Origin of the sequence: Catellatospora sichuanensis, assembly GCF_007483665.1 — a bacterium.
GTDB lineage: Bacteria > Actinomycetota > Actinomycetes > Mycobacteriales > Micromonosporaceae > Catellatospora > Catellatospora sichuanensis.
In genome coordinates, this window is sequence record NZ_VIQO01000011.1 from 241,059 (window position 1) to 255,146 (window position 14,088).

The 14,088-nt window shown below is 68.1% G+C and carries 17 protein-coding genes; 7 read left to right on the top strand and 10 right to left on the bottom strand.

Annotation, left to right across the window (positions count from 1 at the left end):
* The first annotated feature begins 262 nt into the window (after nt 1-262).
* Together FLL47_RS22750 and FLL47_RS22755 are read left to right on the top strand one after the other, a co-directional pair.
* On the top strand, nt 263-1,492 hold the full coding sequence (locus FLL47_RS22750; RefSeq protein WP_246158442.1) for an MFS transporter: 1,230 nt from the start codon (nt 263-265) through the stop codon (nt 1,490-1,492).
* A gap of 118 nt (nt 1,493-1,610) precedes the next feature.
* On the top strand, nt 1,611-2,660 hold the full coding sequence (locus tag FLL47_RS22755) for a tetratricopeptide repeat protein (RefSeq protein ID WP_144122585.1): 1,050 nt from the start codon (nt 1,611-1,613) through the stop codon (nt 2,658-2,660).
* A 209-nt stretch (nt 2,661-2,869) separates the two neighbouring features.
* Here the strand turns inward: FLL47_RS22755 and FLL47_RS22760 are convergent, their stop codons facing one another.
* Nucleotides 2,870-3,100 (bottom strand): hypothetical protein, encoded by a 231-nt coding sequence (locus FLL47_RS22760; RefSeq protein ID WP_144122586.1) that lies wholly within the window; start codon nt 3,098-3,100, stop codon nt 2,870-2,872.
* A gap of 272 nt (nt 3,101-3,372) precedes the next feature.
* Between FLL47_RS22760 and FLL47_RS22765 the strand changes: the two genes are divergently transcribed.
* Both FLL47_RS22765 and FLL47_RS22770 read left to right on the top strand, forming a co-directional pair.
* Complete coding sequence (locus FLL47_RS22765; protein ID WP_144122587.1) at nt 3,373-4,317, top strand: acyltransferase domain-containing protein; 945 nt, start codon at nt 3,373-3,375, stop codon at nt 4,315-4,317.
* A gap of 192 nt (nt 4,318-4,509) precedes the next feature.
* Nucleotides 4,510-4,947, top strand: coding sequence for a cold shock domain-containing protein (locus FLL47_RS22770; RefSeq protein ID WP_342780345.1), 438 nt, complete (start codon nt 4,510-4,512; stop codon nt 4,945-4,947).
* 182 nt (nt 4,948-5,129) lie between these two features.
* Here the strand turns inward: FLL47_RS22770 and FLL47_RS22780 are convergent, their stop codons facing one another.
* The 4 genes from FLL47_RS22780 to FLL47_RS22795 are packed head-to-tail and all read right to left on the bottom strand — an operon-like array spanning nt 5,130 to nt 7,877.
* Complete coding sequence (locus FLL47_RS22780; RefSeq protein WP_144122588.1) at nt 5,130-5,891, bottom strand: ABC transporter permease; 762 nt, start codon at nt 5,889-5,891, stop codon at nt 5,130-5,132.
* Nucleotides 5,888-6,658, bottom strand: a complete 771-nt coding sequence (locus FLL47_RS22785; protein WP_144122589.1) for an ABC transporter ATP-binding protein — start codon at nt 6,656-6,658, stop codon at nt 5,888-5,890. The genes FLL47_RS22780 and FLL47_RS22785 overlap by 4 nt, the downstream gene beginning before the upstream one ends.
* Before the next feature lie 15 nt (nt 6,659-6,673).
* Nucleotides 6,674-7,534, bottom strand: a complete 861-nt coding sequence (locus tag FLL47_RS22790; protein ID WP_144122590.1) for a pentapeptide repeat-containing protein — start codon at nt 7,532-7,534, stop codon at nt 6,674-6,676.
* 13 nt (nt 7,535-7,547) lie between these two features.
* On the bottom strand, nt 7,548-7,877 hold the full coding sequence (locus tag FLL47_RS22795) for a PadR family transcriptional regulator (protein WP_144122591.1): 330 nt from the start codon (nt 7,875-7,877) through the stop codon (nt 7,548-7,550).
* A 133-nt stretch (nt 7,878-8,010) separates the two neighbouring features.
* Between FLL47_RS22795 and FLL47_RS22800 the strand changes: the two genes are divergently transcribed.
* Entirely contained in the window at nt 8,011-8,247 is a 237-nt protein-coding gene (locus FLL47_RS22800; protein WP_144122592.1) for a hypothetical protein, read from the top strand.
* A 164-nt stretch (nt 8,248-8,411) separates the two neighbouring features.
* On the opposite strand, the gene FLL47_RS22805 is transcribed toward FLL47_RS22800, so the two are convergent.
* The 3 genes from FLL47_RS22805 to FLL47_RS22815 are packed head-to-tail and all read right to left on the bottom strand — an operon-like array spanning nt 8,412 to nt 9,509.
* Complete coding sequence (locus FLL47_RS22805) at nt 8,412-8,870, bottom strand: SHOCT-like domain-containing protein (RefSeq protein ID WP_144122593.1); 459 nt, start codon at nt 8,868-8,870, stop codon at nt 8,412-8,414.
* A gap of 19 nt (nt 8,871-8,889) precedes the next feature.
* Nucleotides 8,890-9,150: a hypothetical protein gene (locus FLL47_RS22810; RefSeq protein WP_144122594.1), complete on the bottom strand. Its 261-nt coding sequence runs from the start codon at nt 9,148-9,150 to the stop codon at nt 8,890-8,892.
* Nucleotides 9,147-9,509, bottom strand: coding sequence for a DUF2089 domain-containing protein (locus FLL47_RS22815; protein WP_144122595.1), 363 nt, complete (start codon nt 9,507-9,509; stop codon nt 9,147-9,149). Before FLL47_RS22815 ends, FLL47_RS22810 begins: the two co-directional genes overlap by 4 nt.
* A 362-nt stretch (nt 9,510-9,871) precedes the next feature.
* On the opposite strand from FLL47_RS22815, the gene FLL47_RS22820 reads away from it, so the two are divergent.
* Nucleotides 9,872-10,177 carry an MTH1187 family thiamine-binding protein gene (locus FLL47_RS22820; protein WP_144122596.1) on the top strand — a complete coding sequence of 102 codons (306 nt, stop codon included), beginning with the start codon at nt 9,872-9,874 and terminating at the stop codon, nt 10,175-10,177.
* 30 nt (nt 10,178-10,207) lie between these two features.
* On the opposite strand, the gene FLL47_RS22825 is transcribed toward FLL47_RS22820, so the two are convergent.
* Together FLL47_RS22825 and FLL47_RS22830 are read right to left on the bottom strand one after the other, a co-directional pair.
* On the bottom strand, nt 10,208-11,566 hold the full coding sequence (locus FLL47_RS22825) for a hypothetical protein (protein ID WP_144122597.1): 1,359 nt from the start codon (nt 11,564-11,566) through the stop codon (nt 10,208-10,210).
* 203 nt (nt 11,567-11,769) lie between these two features.
* Complete coding sequence (locus FLL47_RS22830; protein ID WP_144122598.1) at nt 11,770-12,015, bottom strand: hypothetical protein; 246 nt, start codon at nt 12,013-12,015, stop codon at nt 11,770-11,772.
* Nucleotides 12,016-12,561: 546 nt separating this feature from the next.
* Here FLL47_RS22830 and FLL47_RS22835 point away from each other — a divergent pair.
* Nucleotides 12,562-14,088 (top strand): hypothetical protein, encoded by a 1,527-nt coding sequence (locus FLL47_RS22835; RefSeq protein WP_144122599.1) that lies wholly within the window; start codon nt 12,562-12,564, stop codon nt 14,086-14,088.

Below are 14,088 nucleotides of genomic sequence, written 5' to 3' on the forward strand. Positions count from 1 at the left end.
GGTCCTCCTGCTGGTTGAACTTCTCGGGCGTCGACGTCGGATCCAGTCCTGACCTGACCTCAACGCGTTCTGCCATCGTCGCAGTTCGGTTACCGCTGACTGCAGGTGAGTCACTCTCCGGGGGCGCAATCGACAATGCCCCCACCTGCGCTGTGACCCGAGGAAGGCACTTCCCTGGTAGAGCGCAGAACGCATGGCCAGCGGTAGATATAGGCCGAGCGGCATCTGATCTGGCACGAGGCCGTCAGGATAAGTTGAATCCGTGGTCGTCGCGTCAAGGACAGCTGCCCGCGGCATACGGTTCGCCGACTGGTTCCGGCCGGCGTCCGCGTTCGTGGTCAACGGCGCCCTCTACGGCAGTCTGCTGACGCGCTACCCGGAGATCGCCGACCGGGTGGCGGCGAGCGGGAGCGAGTTCGGCGTCGTGCTGTTCGCCGCTGCGGCCGGCGGCCTGCTCGGATCACTGGCCGCGCCTGCGCTGGCCCGTGTCGTCCGGGAGTCGAGCGCTTTGCTGGTCGCCGGCACGGGGTACGCGTTGTTCGCCGTTGCCGTGGCCTTGGCGCCGGACCTGTACCTGCTCGGGTGTGGGCTGCTCCTGCAGGGCCTGTTCGACGGGATGCACGACGTGACGATGAACGCCGCCACCGTCAGGGTTCAGCAGGACGCGAACTCCAAGCTCATGGGTCGTATGCACGCCACCTGGTCACTGTCCTTGGCCGGCGCGGGCCTGCTCGGTGCCGTCGCGGTGGGTATGCGAATCCCGGTCGCCTGGCACATCGGTCTGGTGGCCGGGATCGCACTCGTCGTCCAGACCGCCGCAGCGGTGTGGCGACCACGTTCGGAAACGAAACCCGGCGAGGCGCGCACGCCCGCTGCGACGCGCTCGGGTTCTCGTCCGAGCCTGCCTGCACAGCGCGGCCGGACGGTTCGGCTACGACACGTGTTGCCGGTGCTGGGTGTGGCCGCGCTCGCCGCCAGCTATGTGGAAAGCCCAGGACAGGAGTGGACCGGGTTGCTGCTCAGCCGGGGGCTGGACGCCGAACCCCAGCTGGCTGCTTCGGCGCCGGTCCTGTTCGGCGCCGGGCTGGTGGTGTCGCGGCTGGTCCTGGATGCCGCCCAGCAGCTACTCGGTTCCCGGGTGGTAGCCGTCGGCAGCGGCCTGACGATGGTCCTGGCGATGCTCGCCGGGTGCTTCATCATCGTGGGGGAAGCGGCGCCTGGATGGGCGCTGGTCGCGGTCACCGCGGCAGGGATCGGCGCTGGACCGGTCTTCCCCCTGCTCTTCGGGGCGGGTGAACATCTCTCGGTGCGGCACGGGATACCCGTCGCCCGGACGGCGTCGATCGTCTCGGCCCTGTCCCGTGTCGGCGCGATCTCGGCACCGGTCGTGGTGGGGCCGCTGACCGAGGCGTTCGGGATGGTGACGGTGTTCGCCGTCATGGCCGCCGGAGCCCTGCTGGTGCTGTTCGCCCTACCCCGAGTGGTCCGGTGACAGCGCCGGAACCCGGTGGTGGCATCAGCACGTCCCATCCCGGAGCCACGGCCTGGGCGCCGTTGAAGGACCAGGTCATGAGTCCTGGGAGATCGCACAGCGTCTGTACCATCGCCTCATGGACGCGCGGACTGCGGAATCATTGCGCGATTACGCCGAAGGCGCGGTGCCGAAACTGATGGGCCTCGACGGCAGGGCGACGCTTGCCGACCTCGACCGGCGTTGTGACGATGTGCGAGCTGTCATACGCTGGTTCCTCCGCGAGGGACGCACGGACGAGGCCCTTCGACTGGGGTCGTCACTGGCTCCGTTCTGGATGGCGAACAAGCTCCTCGACGAAGGATCGGCGTGCCTTGAGCAGGCACTCGCGGCCCCGGGAGGCACGGCCGTCAGGCGTGGCCGCGCCTACTTCGAGCACGGGCTGCTGGTCTTCTGGACCGGCGATGACGACAAGGCGGCATCACTTCATCGCCAGGCACTCGAGATCGGGCGGGACGCAGGCGACGCGAACATCACCGCCCTGGCCCTGACCGGCCTTGCGAGGATCGCGTTGCGCTCCGATGTCGACGAAGCTCGCCGGCTGTGTCGCGAGGCGCTCGCCGTGTGCGACGGTGCCGATGATCCCACTGGCCGATCGAGTGCCTTGCATGTCATGGGAGTCGCCGCGCAGATGGCCGGCGACTTCGTGGAGGCGCGCACACTCATGAATGAGCGGATCGCCCTGGCCGAACAGGCCGGAAATCTGGCCGCCGTCAGCGCGGAATGCAGCAACCTCAGCATGGTGGAGCGTCAGCTCGGCAACATCGATGCGGCGCAGGAGCTGGCACGAGCGGCACTGGAGATCACCTACCGACGCGGCGACGACTGGGCGATGCCATACAACATCAATGGCTTGGCGGCGATCGCCGTCGACCGCGGCGAGTTCGAGCGCGCAGCGACCCTGCTAGGAGCCGTCGAGTCGATGATGGACGCCGCCGGCGCGCAGTGGCCGCCCGACGAACGACCACACTACGACCGGATGCTCGTCGTATTACCGGCCGAGATGGGCGCGACACCGTTCACCAGAGCCCGCGCCATCGGCCAGGCCCTGGCATCGTACGACGCGGTGGTCTTCGCTCTCGGAACGGGTGCGGGCGGACCAGACCAAGCGCGACGCGAACCAGCATGAGTAATGGTCGACAGCGATCCACTGCCGGGTGAACCGGCGGCGCCGCAGGACCACCGTTGCTCTGCATGACCCACATCGGTACGCGATCAGCACCCCGACCTCGCCGATCTCCCGGTTCGGCTCGGCACGCGTGGGTGGGACACCGGCGTTCACCACCGCGTCCGACGGAGCCGCCGGATGGGCACGCGGTGGCACGTCGTGCCGGGGGCCTACTCGGTGAACAGATTGGTCAGGCGACCCGCGAACAGCTGCGCTTCAATGTCGCTGATCTCATCGCCCAGCTCGCGGACCAGCTTCTGCTGAGTGCACAGAGCTACGTCCCCCTCCTTGAGCTGGGCCTCGGGGATCACGACGACCACACCGTCGACCACGGCCAGGACGGGGTCGACGTCTCGCGACCGCGCGAGCACACGCACGTCGTTCGCCGTCACGGTGGTCATGCTGTCAGCTTACCGAACCGCAGGTCGCCAGCGTGCCGTGATCGCCCATCCTCGATGTAACGACCCGTCGCCGTCGAGGCTGTGGCGGCGGACCCGACACATGTGCTCGAACGCTGTTTCGATCATCTGGCGCGCCGGGCGCGGTGCGCCGGGTTCGGCGACCGGGCGGGAGCGAGAAGCCACGCCGAGCACGTGTGGCGTTCACGGTCTGCGCGCAGCAAGCGACCTCGTCCTCGTTCAGGAAGACCTCGCCGGTCGGTAGGATCGTGCGCGTGGATCTGGACGACACCGCCGCGCGGCTCGGGGTATCCGTTGAGGACGTCGACCGCGTGCACGGGCTCGCCGGCGACCGGCCATCGGCTCCCCTGCCCGCCAAGGCCGACGCGCCCGCGATGCTCGACCGGCTCGCGGTGCGGCCGGAAGACGCCGCCGAGATCATGGCCGGCTGGCCCGACCTCGACTCGCCACTGTGGACGCCGGAGCTGCGCTGGCTGCTCGACCGCTCGATCGCGCTGGTCCGCGCCGATCTCGGGGGCCACGGCTGGCTGCCGCCCGGTCCGGAGCTGCCGCGCGACCGGGGCCCTGCCTGGCGGCATCTGTACGTGTACGCGTACCTGGCTCTGGTCGACGTCGTCACGGCGTACCACCGCGACCACGGCATCGCCGATGCCGTGTCGTGGGCGACCCTCGCGGACCTGGGACGCAACCTCGCGGTCGACCGGCGGATGCACCGCCAGGGCTGGCCGGTCATGCAGAGCTGGCTGACGCTGCACGCCCGCGGCGGCCTCTACGAGCTCGGCCGGCTGCAGTACCAGCGCGGCGACAGCGCCATCGGCCTGCACATCTCCGAGTCGGGGCCGCTGACCCCGGAGGCGGTCGCGTCGTCGCTCGACGAAGCCCGCGCGTTCTTCCCGCGCCACTTTCCCGACGAGCGCTACACGGCGTTCTCCTGCGGCTCGTGGCTGCTCGACCCGCAGCTGCTGGAGTACCTGCCCGGGGACTCCAACATCGTCCGGTTCCAGCGGAGGTTCGAACTGGAGCCCTACGAGGAGCCGGAAGGGATCGACGCCGACGTCGAGGTGCTGCGGTTCGTGTTCCGCACCCTGACCGCGCCGCTCGACCAGCTGCCGCGCCGCACCTTGCTCCAGCGCGCGATCGTCGACCACCTGAAGGCCGGCCGCCACTGGCGCTGGCACCGCGGCCGCTTCGAGGTCTGACCGCGCCGGGTGCTGCCTGGCGGATCTGGCCCCGAGCCGCTTCCCCGACCACGGAGAGGAGATCGAGAATTGTCGCGCACCGTCGTTCCGGTGTCATGGGAGTGGTGGCGAATCGGCACCCGCGGCACCTGCCCGCTGGTGACCCATGACATCCGGAGTCGGTGGTAGGGTCGGCGCGTCCCAGGTCGACAGGTGGTTGTTGTGGTTTTTGTGGGCAAGGTACTGCGGTTCGACGAGGCTCGTGGGTACGGTTTCATCGCGCCGTCGAGCGGCGGGGAAGACGTGTTCTTCCACTCCAATGACTTCGGGGCGCAGAAGCACCGGATCCATCCCGGCACGCGGGTCGAGTACACGACGGAAGAGGGCGAGCGGGGCCTGAAGGTCGCGACCGTCCGGATCCTGGACTCGCCCCTCGACGCACCGCAGTCCAGCGGAGCCCCGGTCCAGACGAGAACTGCGTCGGCCGCTGACGACGACGGCTTGTGCGATGTACTCACTGCGCGGGAATACACCGCCGAGGTGACCGAGGTGCTCCTGCAGCATGTCGACTCGCTCACCGGCGCGCAGATCACGCAGATCCGCGAGCGGCTGCTGGCACATGCACGGGCTCACGGCTGGGTCGAGATCTGACCCACGACGCGGTCGGGGTTTCGGTCGGCCCAGTGCCGGGCCAGGAGGCCGCCGTAGGACCAGCCCACCAGCACGCCCGGTGCACTCCCCTGGCTATGCGGACGGCGTCCAGGTCCCTTCACCGGGGCGGCGAGCGGGAGTGCAGGCCGCCCGCGTGGTGACGGGCGGCCTGCACGGGTCGGTCAGGCGATCTTGCGGCGGTAGACCCGCATCGCGAACGCGTAGGCGACGACGAGGATGCCCGCGCACCAGCCGAGCGCGATCCAGATGTCGGTGCCGACCGGCTGCTGGTCGAACAGCGCCCGGATCGCGTTGACGATCGAGGTGACCGGCTGGTTCTCGGCGAACGCCCGCACCGGACCCGGCATCGTGGCGGTGGGCACGAACGCCGAGCTGAGGAAGGGCAGGAAGATGAGCGGGTACGAGAACGCGGTCGCGCCGTCCGTGGAGGACGCCGCCAGTCCGGCGATCATCGCCACCCAGGTCAGGGCGAGGGTGAACAGCGCCAGGATCGCGGCCACGGCGAGCCATTCCAGCACTCCTGTGGAGGTGCGGAAGCCCATGAGCAGCCCGACCGCGATGATGACGACCACGGAGATGGCGTTGGACACCACCGAGGTCAGCACATGCCCCCAGAGGACCGCCGACCGGGCGATCGGCATGGAGTGGAACCGTTCGAAGATGCCGCTCTGCATGTCGTTGAACAGCCGGAAGCCGGTGTAGGAGATGCCGCTGGAGATGGCGATCAGCAGGATGCCGGGCATCAGGTAGTTGGTGTAGTTACCGGTGCCGGCCTGGATGGCGCCGCCGAACACGTAGCGGAACAGCAGCATGAACGCGATCGGCATGATCGTGACGGTGATGATGGTGTCCATGCTGCGGGTGACGTGCCGGATGGAGCGCCCGAGCATCACCCCGGTGTTGCTGAACACGTGCGCGCTCATACCCGCGCCTCCTTGTCTGCGACGATGGCGAGGAAGATCTCCTCGAGGGTGGGCTGGCGTTCCACGAGTTCGGCCTTGGCGGCGGGCAACAGCTTGCGCAGTTCGGTCAGCGTGCCCGAGACGATGATGGTGCCCTGGTGCAGGATCGCGATCCGGTCGGCCAGCTTCTCGGCCTCCTCCAGATACTGGGTGGTCAGCAGCACCGTGACGCCGCTGTCGGCCAGAGCCTGGATCTCCTTCCACACCTCCAGCCGGGCCTCCGGGTCCAGGCCGGTGGTCGGCTCGTCCAGGAAGATGACCGGCGGGTCGCCGATCAGGCTCATGGCGATGTCGAGGCGGCGGCGCATGCCGCCGGAGTAGGTCGCCACCCGGCGACCTCCGGCGTCGGTGAGGTCGAAGCGTCGCAGCAGGTCGTCGGCGACCTGGCCGGAGTTCTTCACCTGGCGCAGCTTGGCGACCATGACGAGGTTCTCCCGGCCGGTGAGGATCTCGTCGACCGCCGCGAACTGGCCGGTCAGGCTGATCGACTCGCGGACCCGCTCGGGCTGGGCCACCACGTCGAACCCGGCCACGCTCGCCGTACCGGCATCCGGTTTGAGCAGCGTGGACAGGATGCGCACGACCGTGGTCTTGCCGGCGCCGTTGGAGCCGAGCAGCGCAAAGATGCTTCCTGAGGCGATGGTGAAGTCCACACCTTTGAGGACTTCCAGCTTTCCGTAGGACTTGCGTAGTCCACTGACGTGGACGGCGGGGGGTGGGGTACTCATGGGGGTGGTCTCTCCTTATTCGACGATCACATTGGCGGGGGTGAAGCCGAAGCCCTTGAGCGCGGCGAAGGTCAGCTTGTCCATGCGCGCACCGTCGAAGTTCACGGTGCGAAGGGCTTTGTAGTACTTCTTGCTCCAGCCGCCGCGGAAGGAGCAGTCGCGCAGGATCGCGCCGCGCAACGACATCTCCGCCAGTGCCGTCTGGTCGAACTTCACGCTGGTGAAGCTCTCGCCGTCGAAGTTGAGGCCGCGTAGGTCGGAGTGGGTGAAGTCGACGCCGGTGAAGGTGCAGCGTTCGAAGATGGTGCGCCTCAGGTCCGTTGCGCGGAACGCGACGTCGGTGAGCGCGGCGTCTTCGAACCGGACCTCGTACAGGCCGGACGTGCTGAAGTCGGTGCGCACCAGGCGCGTCCTGCGGAAAGTGGAACCCTTCAACTCGGCCGTGGTCATGACCACATCGGTCAGGTCGGCGCCGTCGAAGTTGGTGTCCTTCATGTCGCTGCTTTTGAACTTGCTGCCGGCCAGGTCGGCATTCGAGAAGTCCGAGCCGCGCAGTGCGCTCGCCCCGAACCTTCCCGCCCGTGCCGAGACGCCCGCGAAGTCGCTGCCTTCCAGGGCACTGGCGTCGAAGCGGGTCACCACCTGACGCTCGAGCGTCCGCGACAGGTTCGTCACCTCCTGCACCGTCTCCTCGATGTCGCCGATGCTGTCCACGGTCATCTCGAACGCGGTCGCCTCGTCCTTGCCTTCGGCGCGCAGCTCACGGAACCGCTCCTGCAGGTCGGCCAGCAGGTCGGCCTTCAGTTCGCTGACACTCCTGGTGCCTTCGTAGGGTGCGAAGACGCCGTCGAGGTACTGGCTGAGCCTGTCGGTCATGGTTGTTCGCCTTTCACAGCAGCGTGTCGAGCACGCGTTTGGCGTACTCCCACGTGGTCTTGTTGTGCGTGTATGTCGCACGGCCCTTTTCGGTGATCTTGAAGTATTTGCGGCGGCCGCCCTGGGATTCGTCGCCCCAGTACCACGTGATGTCACCGTCGGCTTCCAGGCGCCGGACGCTGGAGTACATCGTGGCTTCCTTCAGTTCGTACTCGCCCTGCGAACGCTCGGCGATCAGCTTGACGATCTCGTAGCCGTAGCGGTCTGCCTCCGTCAGCAGCCGCAAGATCATCGTGTCGGTGTTGCCTCGCAGCAGGTCGGACGTGACCTTGCTCGTGCTCATACCTCACCTCCTGCATTACACCGTAGGTCGCACTACTGTGACTGTCAAGGTAGTTGGGCAGACGTGGTAAGTTGGTGAGCAGGGTAACGAGGATGAGGTGCCTCGCCGCGACCAGCGCAGAAAGGTCGGCGCCATGAACAGACCATTGGATCCGGACGATGTCGCGCTGCTGATCGAGCAGGCCGCGGAGACCGGTGACCTTGCCCTCCTGCATCGCCTGGCCGACGAGGGCAGCACCGACGCCCTCGACCAGCTGGTCGAGTCGGCGACAGAGCAGGAGGATTTCGACGAGCTTCGGCGCTTGGCGGCCGCCGGCAACCAGGATGCTGCAGCCATCCTGGCCGAACTCGGAGGCGAGACCGACGCTTAGGGAACGGACCGACGGCGTCCGCCGGCCGGGAAGACACCCGTCAGGGCGCTTGTCGACGTCGAGGGCGAGGCGAGCGTGGTGGTGCTTGTACCCGCGCGGCGATCAGCCGCGGCGTGGCCGTCCTACCCGCGGTCCGAGCGGGGATGCAGCAGCGGTCCGTGCCGCTACTCGCAGAAGACCTGCACCTTGGCCTCGGCCGAGTCGATGTCGACGGTGAGCTCGTCCAGGTGCTCGATCAGTTCCTCGAGCTGCTGCGGTTTGAGCTGGGTCAGGTCGATGTCCACCCCCGAACGGTGCAACTCCGCGTTGGCCCGCGTGAGCGCCTGCGGCGGGACGAGGCTCGTCAGCCGCACCCCCGCCCGCAGCAGCTGGAGCGGGACCCGGATGTTGATGCGGGCCGACCCGTCGCCGCCGGAAGCCTCGCCCGCCCAGTGGCTGCCGGAGCCCTCGTCCGCGATCACCACCACGCGTAGGTACTTGGGCCGGGGTTTCGTGCCGGGCCCGGCTGCCCTCGAAGACGGAAACCGGTCTCGGTCGAGGGCGTCGATCAGCCGCTCGGCCTCGTCCGCGGTGATCTTGGAATCCGAAAGCATCTGCAAAACCTGTCGTCGCTGCTCGTTCATCGCTGCTCCTCCATCTGACTCATCTGACGTTCACCAGCACGCCCATGCTGCCGTCTTCGATCTCGAACCGGGTGCCGGGCAGCGCCCACACCAACCGCCCCGCGCCGCGCAGCGCGCCCAGCGCGCTCACCCCGAAGATGAAGCACGCGATCAGCCCACCCAGCACGGCCAGCAGCAGCAGCGGCGACAGGACCAGCAGCACCGGCAGGACCGGGACGTAGATCCGCCGCCAGCGGCCGTCGCCACGGCGCCAGCCGACCGTCACCAGCTGCGGGATCACCGGGACCGCTCCAGCTCTGCCAGAGCCTCCTCGACGCCGATCTCCCCGCGCCGCAGGCGGTCGAGGACATCGGCGCTGGGCGGCGCCGGGTCGGCGTCGACGAAGTCGAGCTGCTCGGCGATCCGGTTCAGCCGGGACTTGATCGTCGGGTAGCTCACCCCGAAGATCCGCTCCATCTCCTTGATCGAACCGTGCGACCGCACGAACGCGGTCACGAACACCTGGTCGTCGACGCTGAGTTGGGCCAGCTGCGGCGGCTCGAACTGACCCTCGACCACGATTCCGCTGCCGGCGAGGCGGACCCGCTCGACCACGAACGACTGTCCCCTCGTCAGGTCCGTCAGATCCTGCCAGTCCACCCTCGGCTCCTTGCTCTGCATCTCGCTCGCGCTCGTAATTAATTTGTACCTTCATTTTTTCAAGTCGTCAACGCTGCGATCTTAATTTTCTTAATTTTGGCTCCGGCGACCTCGGAGCAGCCGCCGGCGGCTGCTGCGCCGGCCGACATGACCATCGCCGACCATGCCGCCACCCCCAACCACTGCGGCGACGGCCGATCGAGAAGTCACTGGCTTGACATGTCATTCGGCGGAAAGATCCCTGGCGTGACACTGCACGGAACGAGCTATCGATCTCGGAGTTGTGCTTGCCCGAACAGGCCGCGGCGTGCTCATTCGCCGCCCGCACAGCGGCCCGACCTGATCCTGGTAGCGTCACGATCATGTCGGTTCTGGTCGCGTTCTCCGTTTCACCGGTCGGCACCGGGGAGGACGTCGGCGCGCTGGTCGCCGAGGCCGTTCGGGTGGTGCGCGCCTCAGGCCTGCCCCACCGCACCGACGCGATGTTCACCAGCGTCGAGGGCGAGACCTGGGACGAGGTGATGGCCGTGGTCAAGGCCGCCACCGAGGCCGTCAAGGCGAAGTCGCCGCGGGTGGGCGTCGTGCTGAAGCTGGACTGGCGCGACGGCGTCAGCGGGGCGCTCGACGCGAAGGTGGCCAGCGTCGAACGGCACCTCGCCAAGGATTGACCCGCCCACCACCCGCAGCCCGCCCGGTTCCTAGGGACCGGGCGTGCCGAGCCGGACGACCCACGGCGGGTACCGCCCGTCGTTCACCCACCGGACCATGTCGTCGGCCAGCTGCCGCAGCCGACGCGGATCGAATCGGTCGACCGGGACCCCGATCGCCCCGTCGGCGATCGTGAACACGCGCGACAGGACGCCCGTGCCGCCGTGGCGGACCATCGCCAGCTCCCCGTCCCCGGCGACACCCCACACCGTGCCCCGCGCCCGCCGGATGACGACCTGGCCGAGGTACGCCGTGACCAGCTCCGCCGTCGCCCGGCGCCACGGTTCGAAGGCCACCCTGCCGGATCGGATGTCGTCACAGGTCCGATACCCGTAAAACGACGGACCGAGTGCTGGGGTGGTATCGGCGAATGTCGCTTGCAGTCGGTCCGGAGGCTGTCTCAGCCACGCCCAGAGTTCGTCGAGCGATCGCCGGGATCCGTCCAGGCGAGCGCCGGTCACCTCACGCAGCAGGCTGTTCGCCGCAGTCGTGTGCGCCTGCCACGCGGCCAGCGTCGCCTCCTCGGCGACCGTCAGGTGCGGGCTGCTCCCCGTGGTCAGCGGCGGCACCCCGAGCCGTTCGACGAGCCGCAGCAGGTGCGGCCGCTGCATCGGCTGGCTGCCTTCGAAGTCCTCCTGGTACACCTGCCGGGCCTCGGCGAGCCGGCCGCGTGAGACCAGCACGCGGGCGTGCAGCCGCCCCTCGGTGATCCAGTACGGTTGGCGGCCGCTCTCCTCGATCGACTGCTTGACCTGCCATCGGTCCAGCATCGCGTCCACGGTCGGCAGGATGTCCAATGCGGGGATGACACGATCGGTGACGGCGCTGGTCAGCGCGGCCTCGTCGTCGAGTCCGCCGGTGTGGAACACGACGGTGAAGTGTTGGGGGTCCGGTAGGCACAGCATGACGTTGGCAGTGAGCGTGATCGTGTGGTCGTGCGGGCTGCGGCCGAAGTGGTGGTCCATGGTGATGACGTGGGTGAGCTCGGCGCCCAGCGCCCGGGTCAGTTGCAGTCCGTGCCGCTGATAGCCGTACGCGGCGACGAGTTCGTACACCGTCTGGGCCGCCCGGTCGGTGGCAACCATCCACGGACGCCGCTCCTGCATGGCCGCGTTCCACCAGCCTCGCAGCGCCTCGGACAACCGGGAGGTCGGCACGCCGGGGGCGATGAACTCGATGACCTCCCGTTCGACGTGCTCGACCTCGGTGACGCCGGGCAGCGTCGTGAGGAACTCGACCGCTTCTCCCACCAGGTCTGCCCGGTCCGAGGCGACGCATTCGTCGAACACCAGCACGTGCGACATCGAACTGCCGCGGCCGGCCTCGCTGACGCTCCACTCGTCGTCCACGGAGGGACAGTACGGGTAATCCAGCGAATCGGCGTCCCGCCACGGGCATCCGGCACAGCACATCAAACGGACGGCTCGGGATCCCTTTCGCTCGTGACTGCGCGCACAGCCATCCATATTGGATCGCTGTCTGGTGGTCTCTCGATGGTCGGCATCGTGTCCACCGCGCTGGCTGGCGCCCTGGCCGGTGCGCCGGTCCGGGACTAATCCAGGTAGAGCCCGATCAGCCCGGCCACGCCGACCACGGCACCGAGGACGACGAACACGATGCCGCCGCGGCGCTCCTCGGTGCGAGAGGGACGGGACGGCTGGGCGGCGCGCCACAGCAGCCAGCTGCCGATCGCGACGAGCGCCAGCCCCAGCAGGGGCACCGTGCCGGGCGACATCTCCTTCACAGAGGCCTGCAGGGGCAGGTCGGCCACCGACGGGGAGGAGAGGGAGTGCAACACGCGGCAAGGGTAACGGGTCGGCCATAGGGACGAATCCACCGGCAAGCCACGTCGCCTGCCGACCGCCCGGCACGTGGTGGCGCCGGGCCCAGGTGGCCGCCATCGGGCGTGCGTGAGCATTGCCCGGGCGGCGCGATTCAGCAGCGTCGCGCCGCCCCGCCATAGCCCGAATGATCGGCGACAACAATCCCCGGCACAGCCGAGAGCGGCCGGCCGAAACGGGTCACCCGGTCGAAGGATCGAAAACTGCCACATCACCGGGTTGCAATGAAGTGGGCCCTACGCCTATTTGCATTCGCATGAAAAACCCCGGATTTATCCCGCGGCCACCGATGCCGGTCCCCTATTCGGCGACGGCCCAACGCCGATCACCATCGACACTTTCGCATGGAGAATGTCGCTTTACCTGCGCGGATGTGGCCGGAGGACCCGGCCGCCAGCTCCACTCATGAGAGGAATGGCATGAAGCCGTCTCAACGAAGAGGCAGTAGCGGACCGGTGAGGCGGCGAAGAATAATCGCGTTCCTCGCGTCACTCGGCCTGATCATGGCAACGCAGTCGGTCTCCGCGCCGACGGCATGGGCGGGGCACACGGTGAAGTTGCGTGTCGTCATCGAGAAGGTCAAACAGCAGGGCTGCACCGACAGTACGGACGGCTCGGACTTCTACGCGCGCGTCGTCATCAATGGGCAGAGTTTCGACTTCGGCGAGATCACGGACCAGGACGAGACATCGCCTACCGATTGGAAGGCCGAGAAGGACGTCCCCGTGGACGACCAGCCGACGGCGACAGTGCAGATCGTGCTGGCGGAATCGGACGGCGGCCTCAACTTCGGCGACGACCTCTGCGACATCTCAGCCGAGGACGGCACGGATCTCGACCTCACGGTCGCACTCGTCCCGTGTTCGGTGACCGGAGAGGTCACCACCCCCTGCGGGCAGACGAAAACGGTCACCGGCAACGACGAAGGCGATGGGGACGCCGAGCTCAGCTTCCGCGTCGAAGTCGATGTGCCCGATGCTCCCGGGCTGGCCGTGCGCTGCACCCACACACCACTGTGGCCCCAACCCGGCGATGACGTGACGATCAAGGTCGAGGCGTTCGACGCGGCGATCCAGGTCGGCGACATGGAACCCGACGCCGCTCGCAACCCGGCCCAGGTCGACCGCAGGAAGATCGCCGACAAACTGGAGATCTGGGTCCAGAACCAGCCCGGGCCGACGCCCGACGCGCCCGACCTCGTCCTCGACCACAAGACGATGGGCGACATCATCGTGCACGACGTCCCCGCCGGCGACCTCGAGTACGGGTGCGTCGCACGGGAGGGCACAGACACCCGCTTCACCGGTTGGCGTCGGACCCGGACCGGACCGCCCGCCCAGGACGCGGCGATACCCGTCGTCTTCACCGGCGACCGAGCCCACAGCATCGACATCGTCTTCATCGCCGACACGGACAACTACGCCGGCTCCAACGATCCGGCGTTCCTCGCCGACGTGGCAGACGTCATCAAGGGTGCCTACTACGGCCAGTACTACTTCCTGGACCAGCAGCAGCACATCAACTTCTGGCTCGCCGACCAGCGCGGCGACGCAGACGCCGGCACCGCTCCCGGCGCCATCTGCGTACTCACGCCGCCCGCGAACTGGGCAACCGACTACGCCGCGTGGGCCAACGCCGGTGCCATCCTGCACACCAACGCGTTCCGCGACTGCGCCGGCAACGGCCTGTTCTCCTCCGCGCCCACCTCTCTCAGCACGGTGCTGCACGAGACCGGCCATGCGGCTTTCAACCTGGCCGACGAGTACTGCAGGGAGGCCGGCAACGTCTGCGACGGAGGCTACTTCGAGAACCGCCCGCACCCCAACCTGTACGACACCGCCGCCGAATGCCAGAACGAGGCGCCGAGCCCCGTGAACTGCCGCAGCTTCACCGACGCCGACGGAGATACGTGGTCCCTGTCCGACCCCACCCAGAACGACCTCATGAACGTGGATCAGCGACCTCCGCAGGCTGCCGACATCAGGCGGATGGACTGGACGTTCGCCAACTGCATCGCCGGAATGTGCTGA

Coding starts and splice junctions, on each gene's coding strand:
- FLL47_RS22755 (WP_144122585.1), top strand. CDS start 1,611: ATGGACGCGCGGACTGCGGAATCATTGCGCGATTACGCCGAAGGCGCG.
- FLL47_RS22760 (WP_144122586.1), bottom strand. CDS start 3,100: ATGACCACCGTGACGGCGAACGACGTGCGTGTGCTCGCGCGGTCGCGA.
- FLL47_RS22780 (WP_144122588.1), bottom strand. CDS start 5,891: ATGAGCGCGCACGTGTTCAGCAACACCGGGGTGATGCTCGGGCGCTCC.
- FLL47_RS22785 (WP_144122589.1), bottom strand. CDS start 6,658: ATGAGTACCCCACCCCCCGCCGTCCACGTCAGTGGACTACGCAAGTCC.
- FLL47_RS22790 (WP_144122590.1), bottom strand. CDS start 7,534: ATGACCGACAGGCTCAGCCAGTACCTCGACGGCGTCTTCGCACCCTAC.
- FLL47_RS22795 (WP_144122591.1), bottom strand. CDS start 7,877: ATGAGCACGAGCAAGGTCACGTCCGACCTGCTGCGAGGCAACACCGAC.
- FLL47_RS22800 (WP_144122592.1), top strand. CDS start 8,011: ATGAACAGACCATTGGATCCGGACGATGTCGCGCTGCTGATCGAGCAG.
- FLL47_RS22805 (WP_144122593.1), bottom strand. CDS start 8,870: ATGAACGAGCAGCGACGACAGGTTTTGCAGATGCTTTCGGATTCCAAG.
- FLL47_RS22820 (WP_144122596.1), top strand. CDS start 9,872: ATGTCGGTTCTGGTCGCGTTCTCCGTTTCACCGGTCGGCACCGGGGAG.
- FLL47_RS22835 (WP_144122599.1), top strand. CDS start 12,562: ATGGCAACGCAGTCGGTCTCCGCGCCGACGGCATGGGCGGGGCACACG.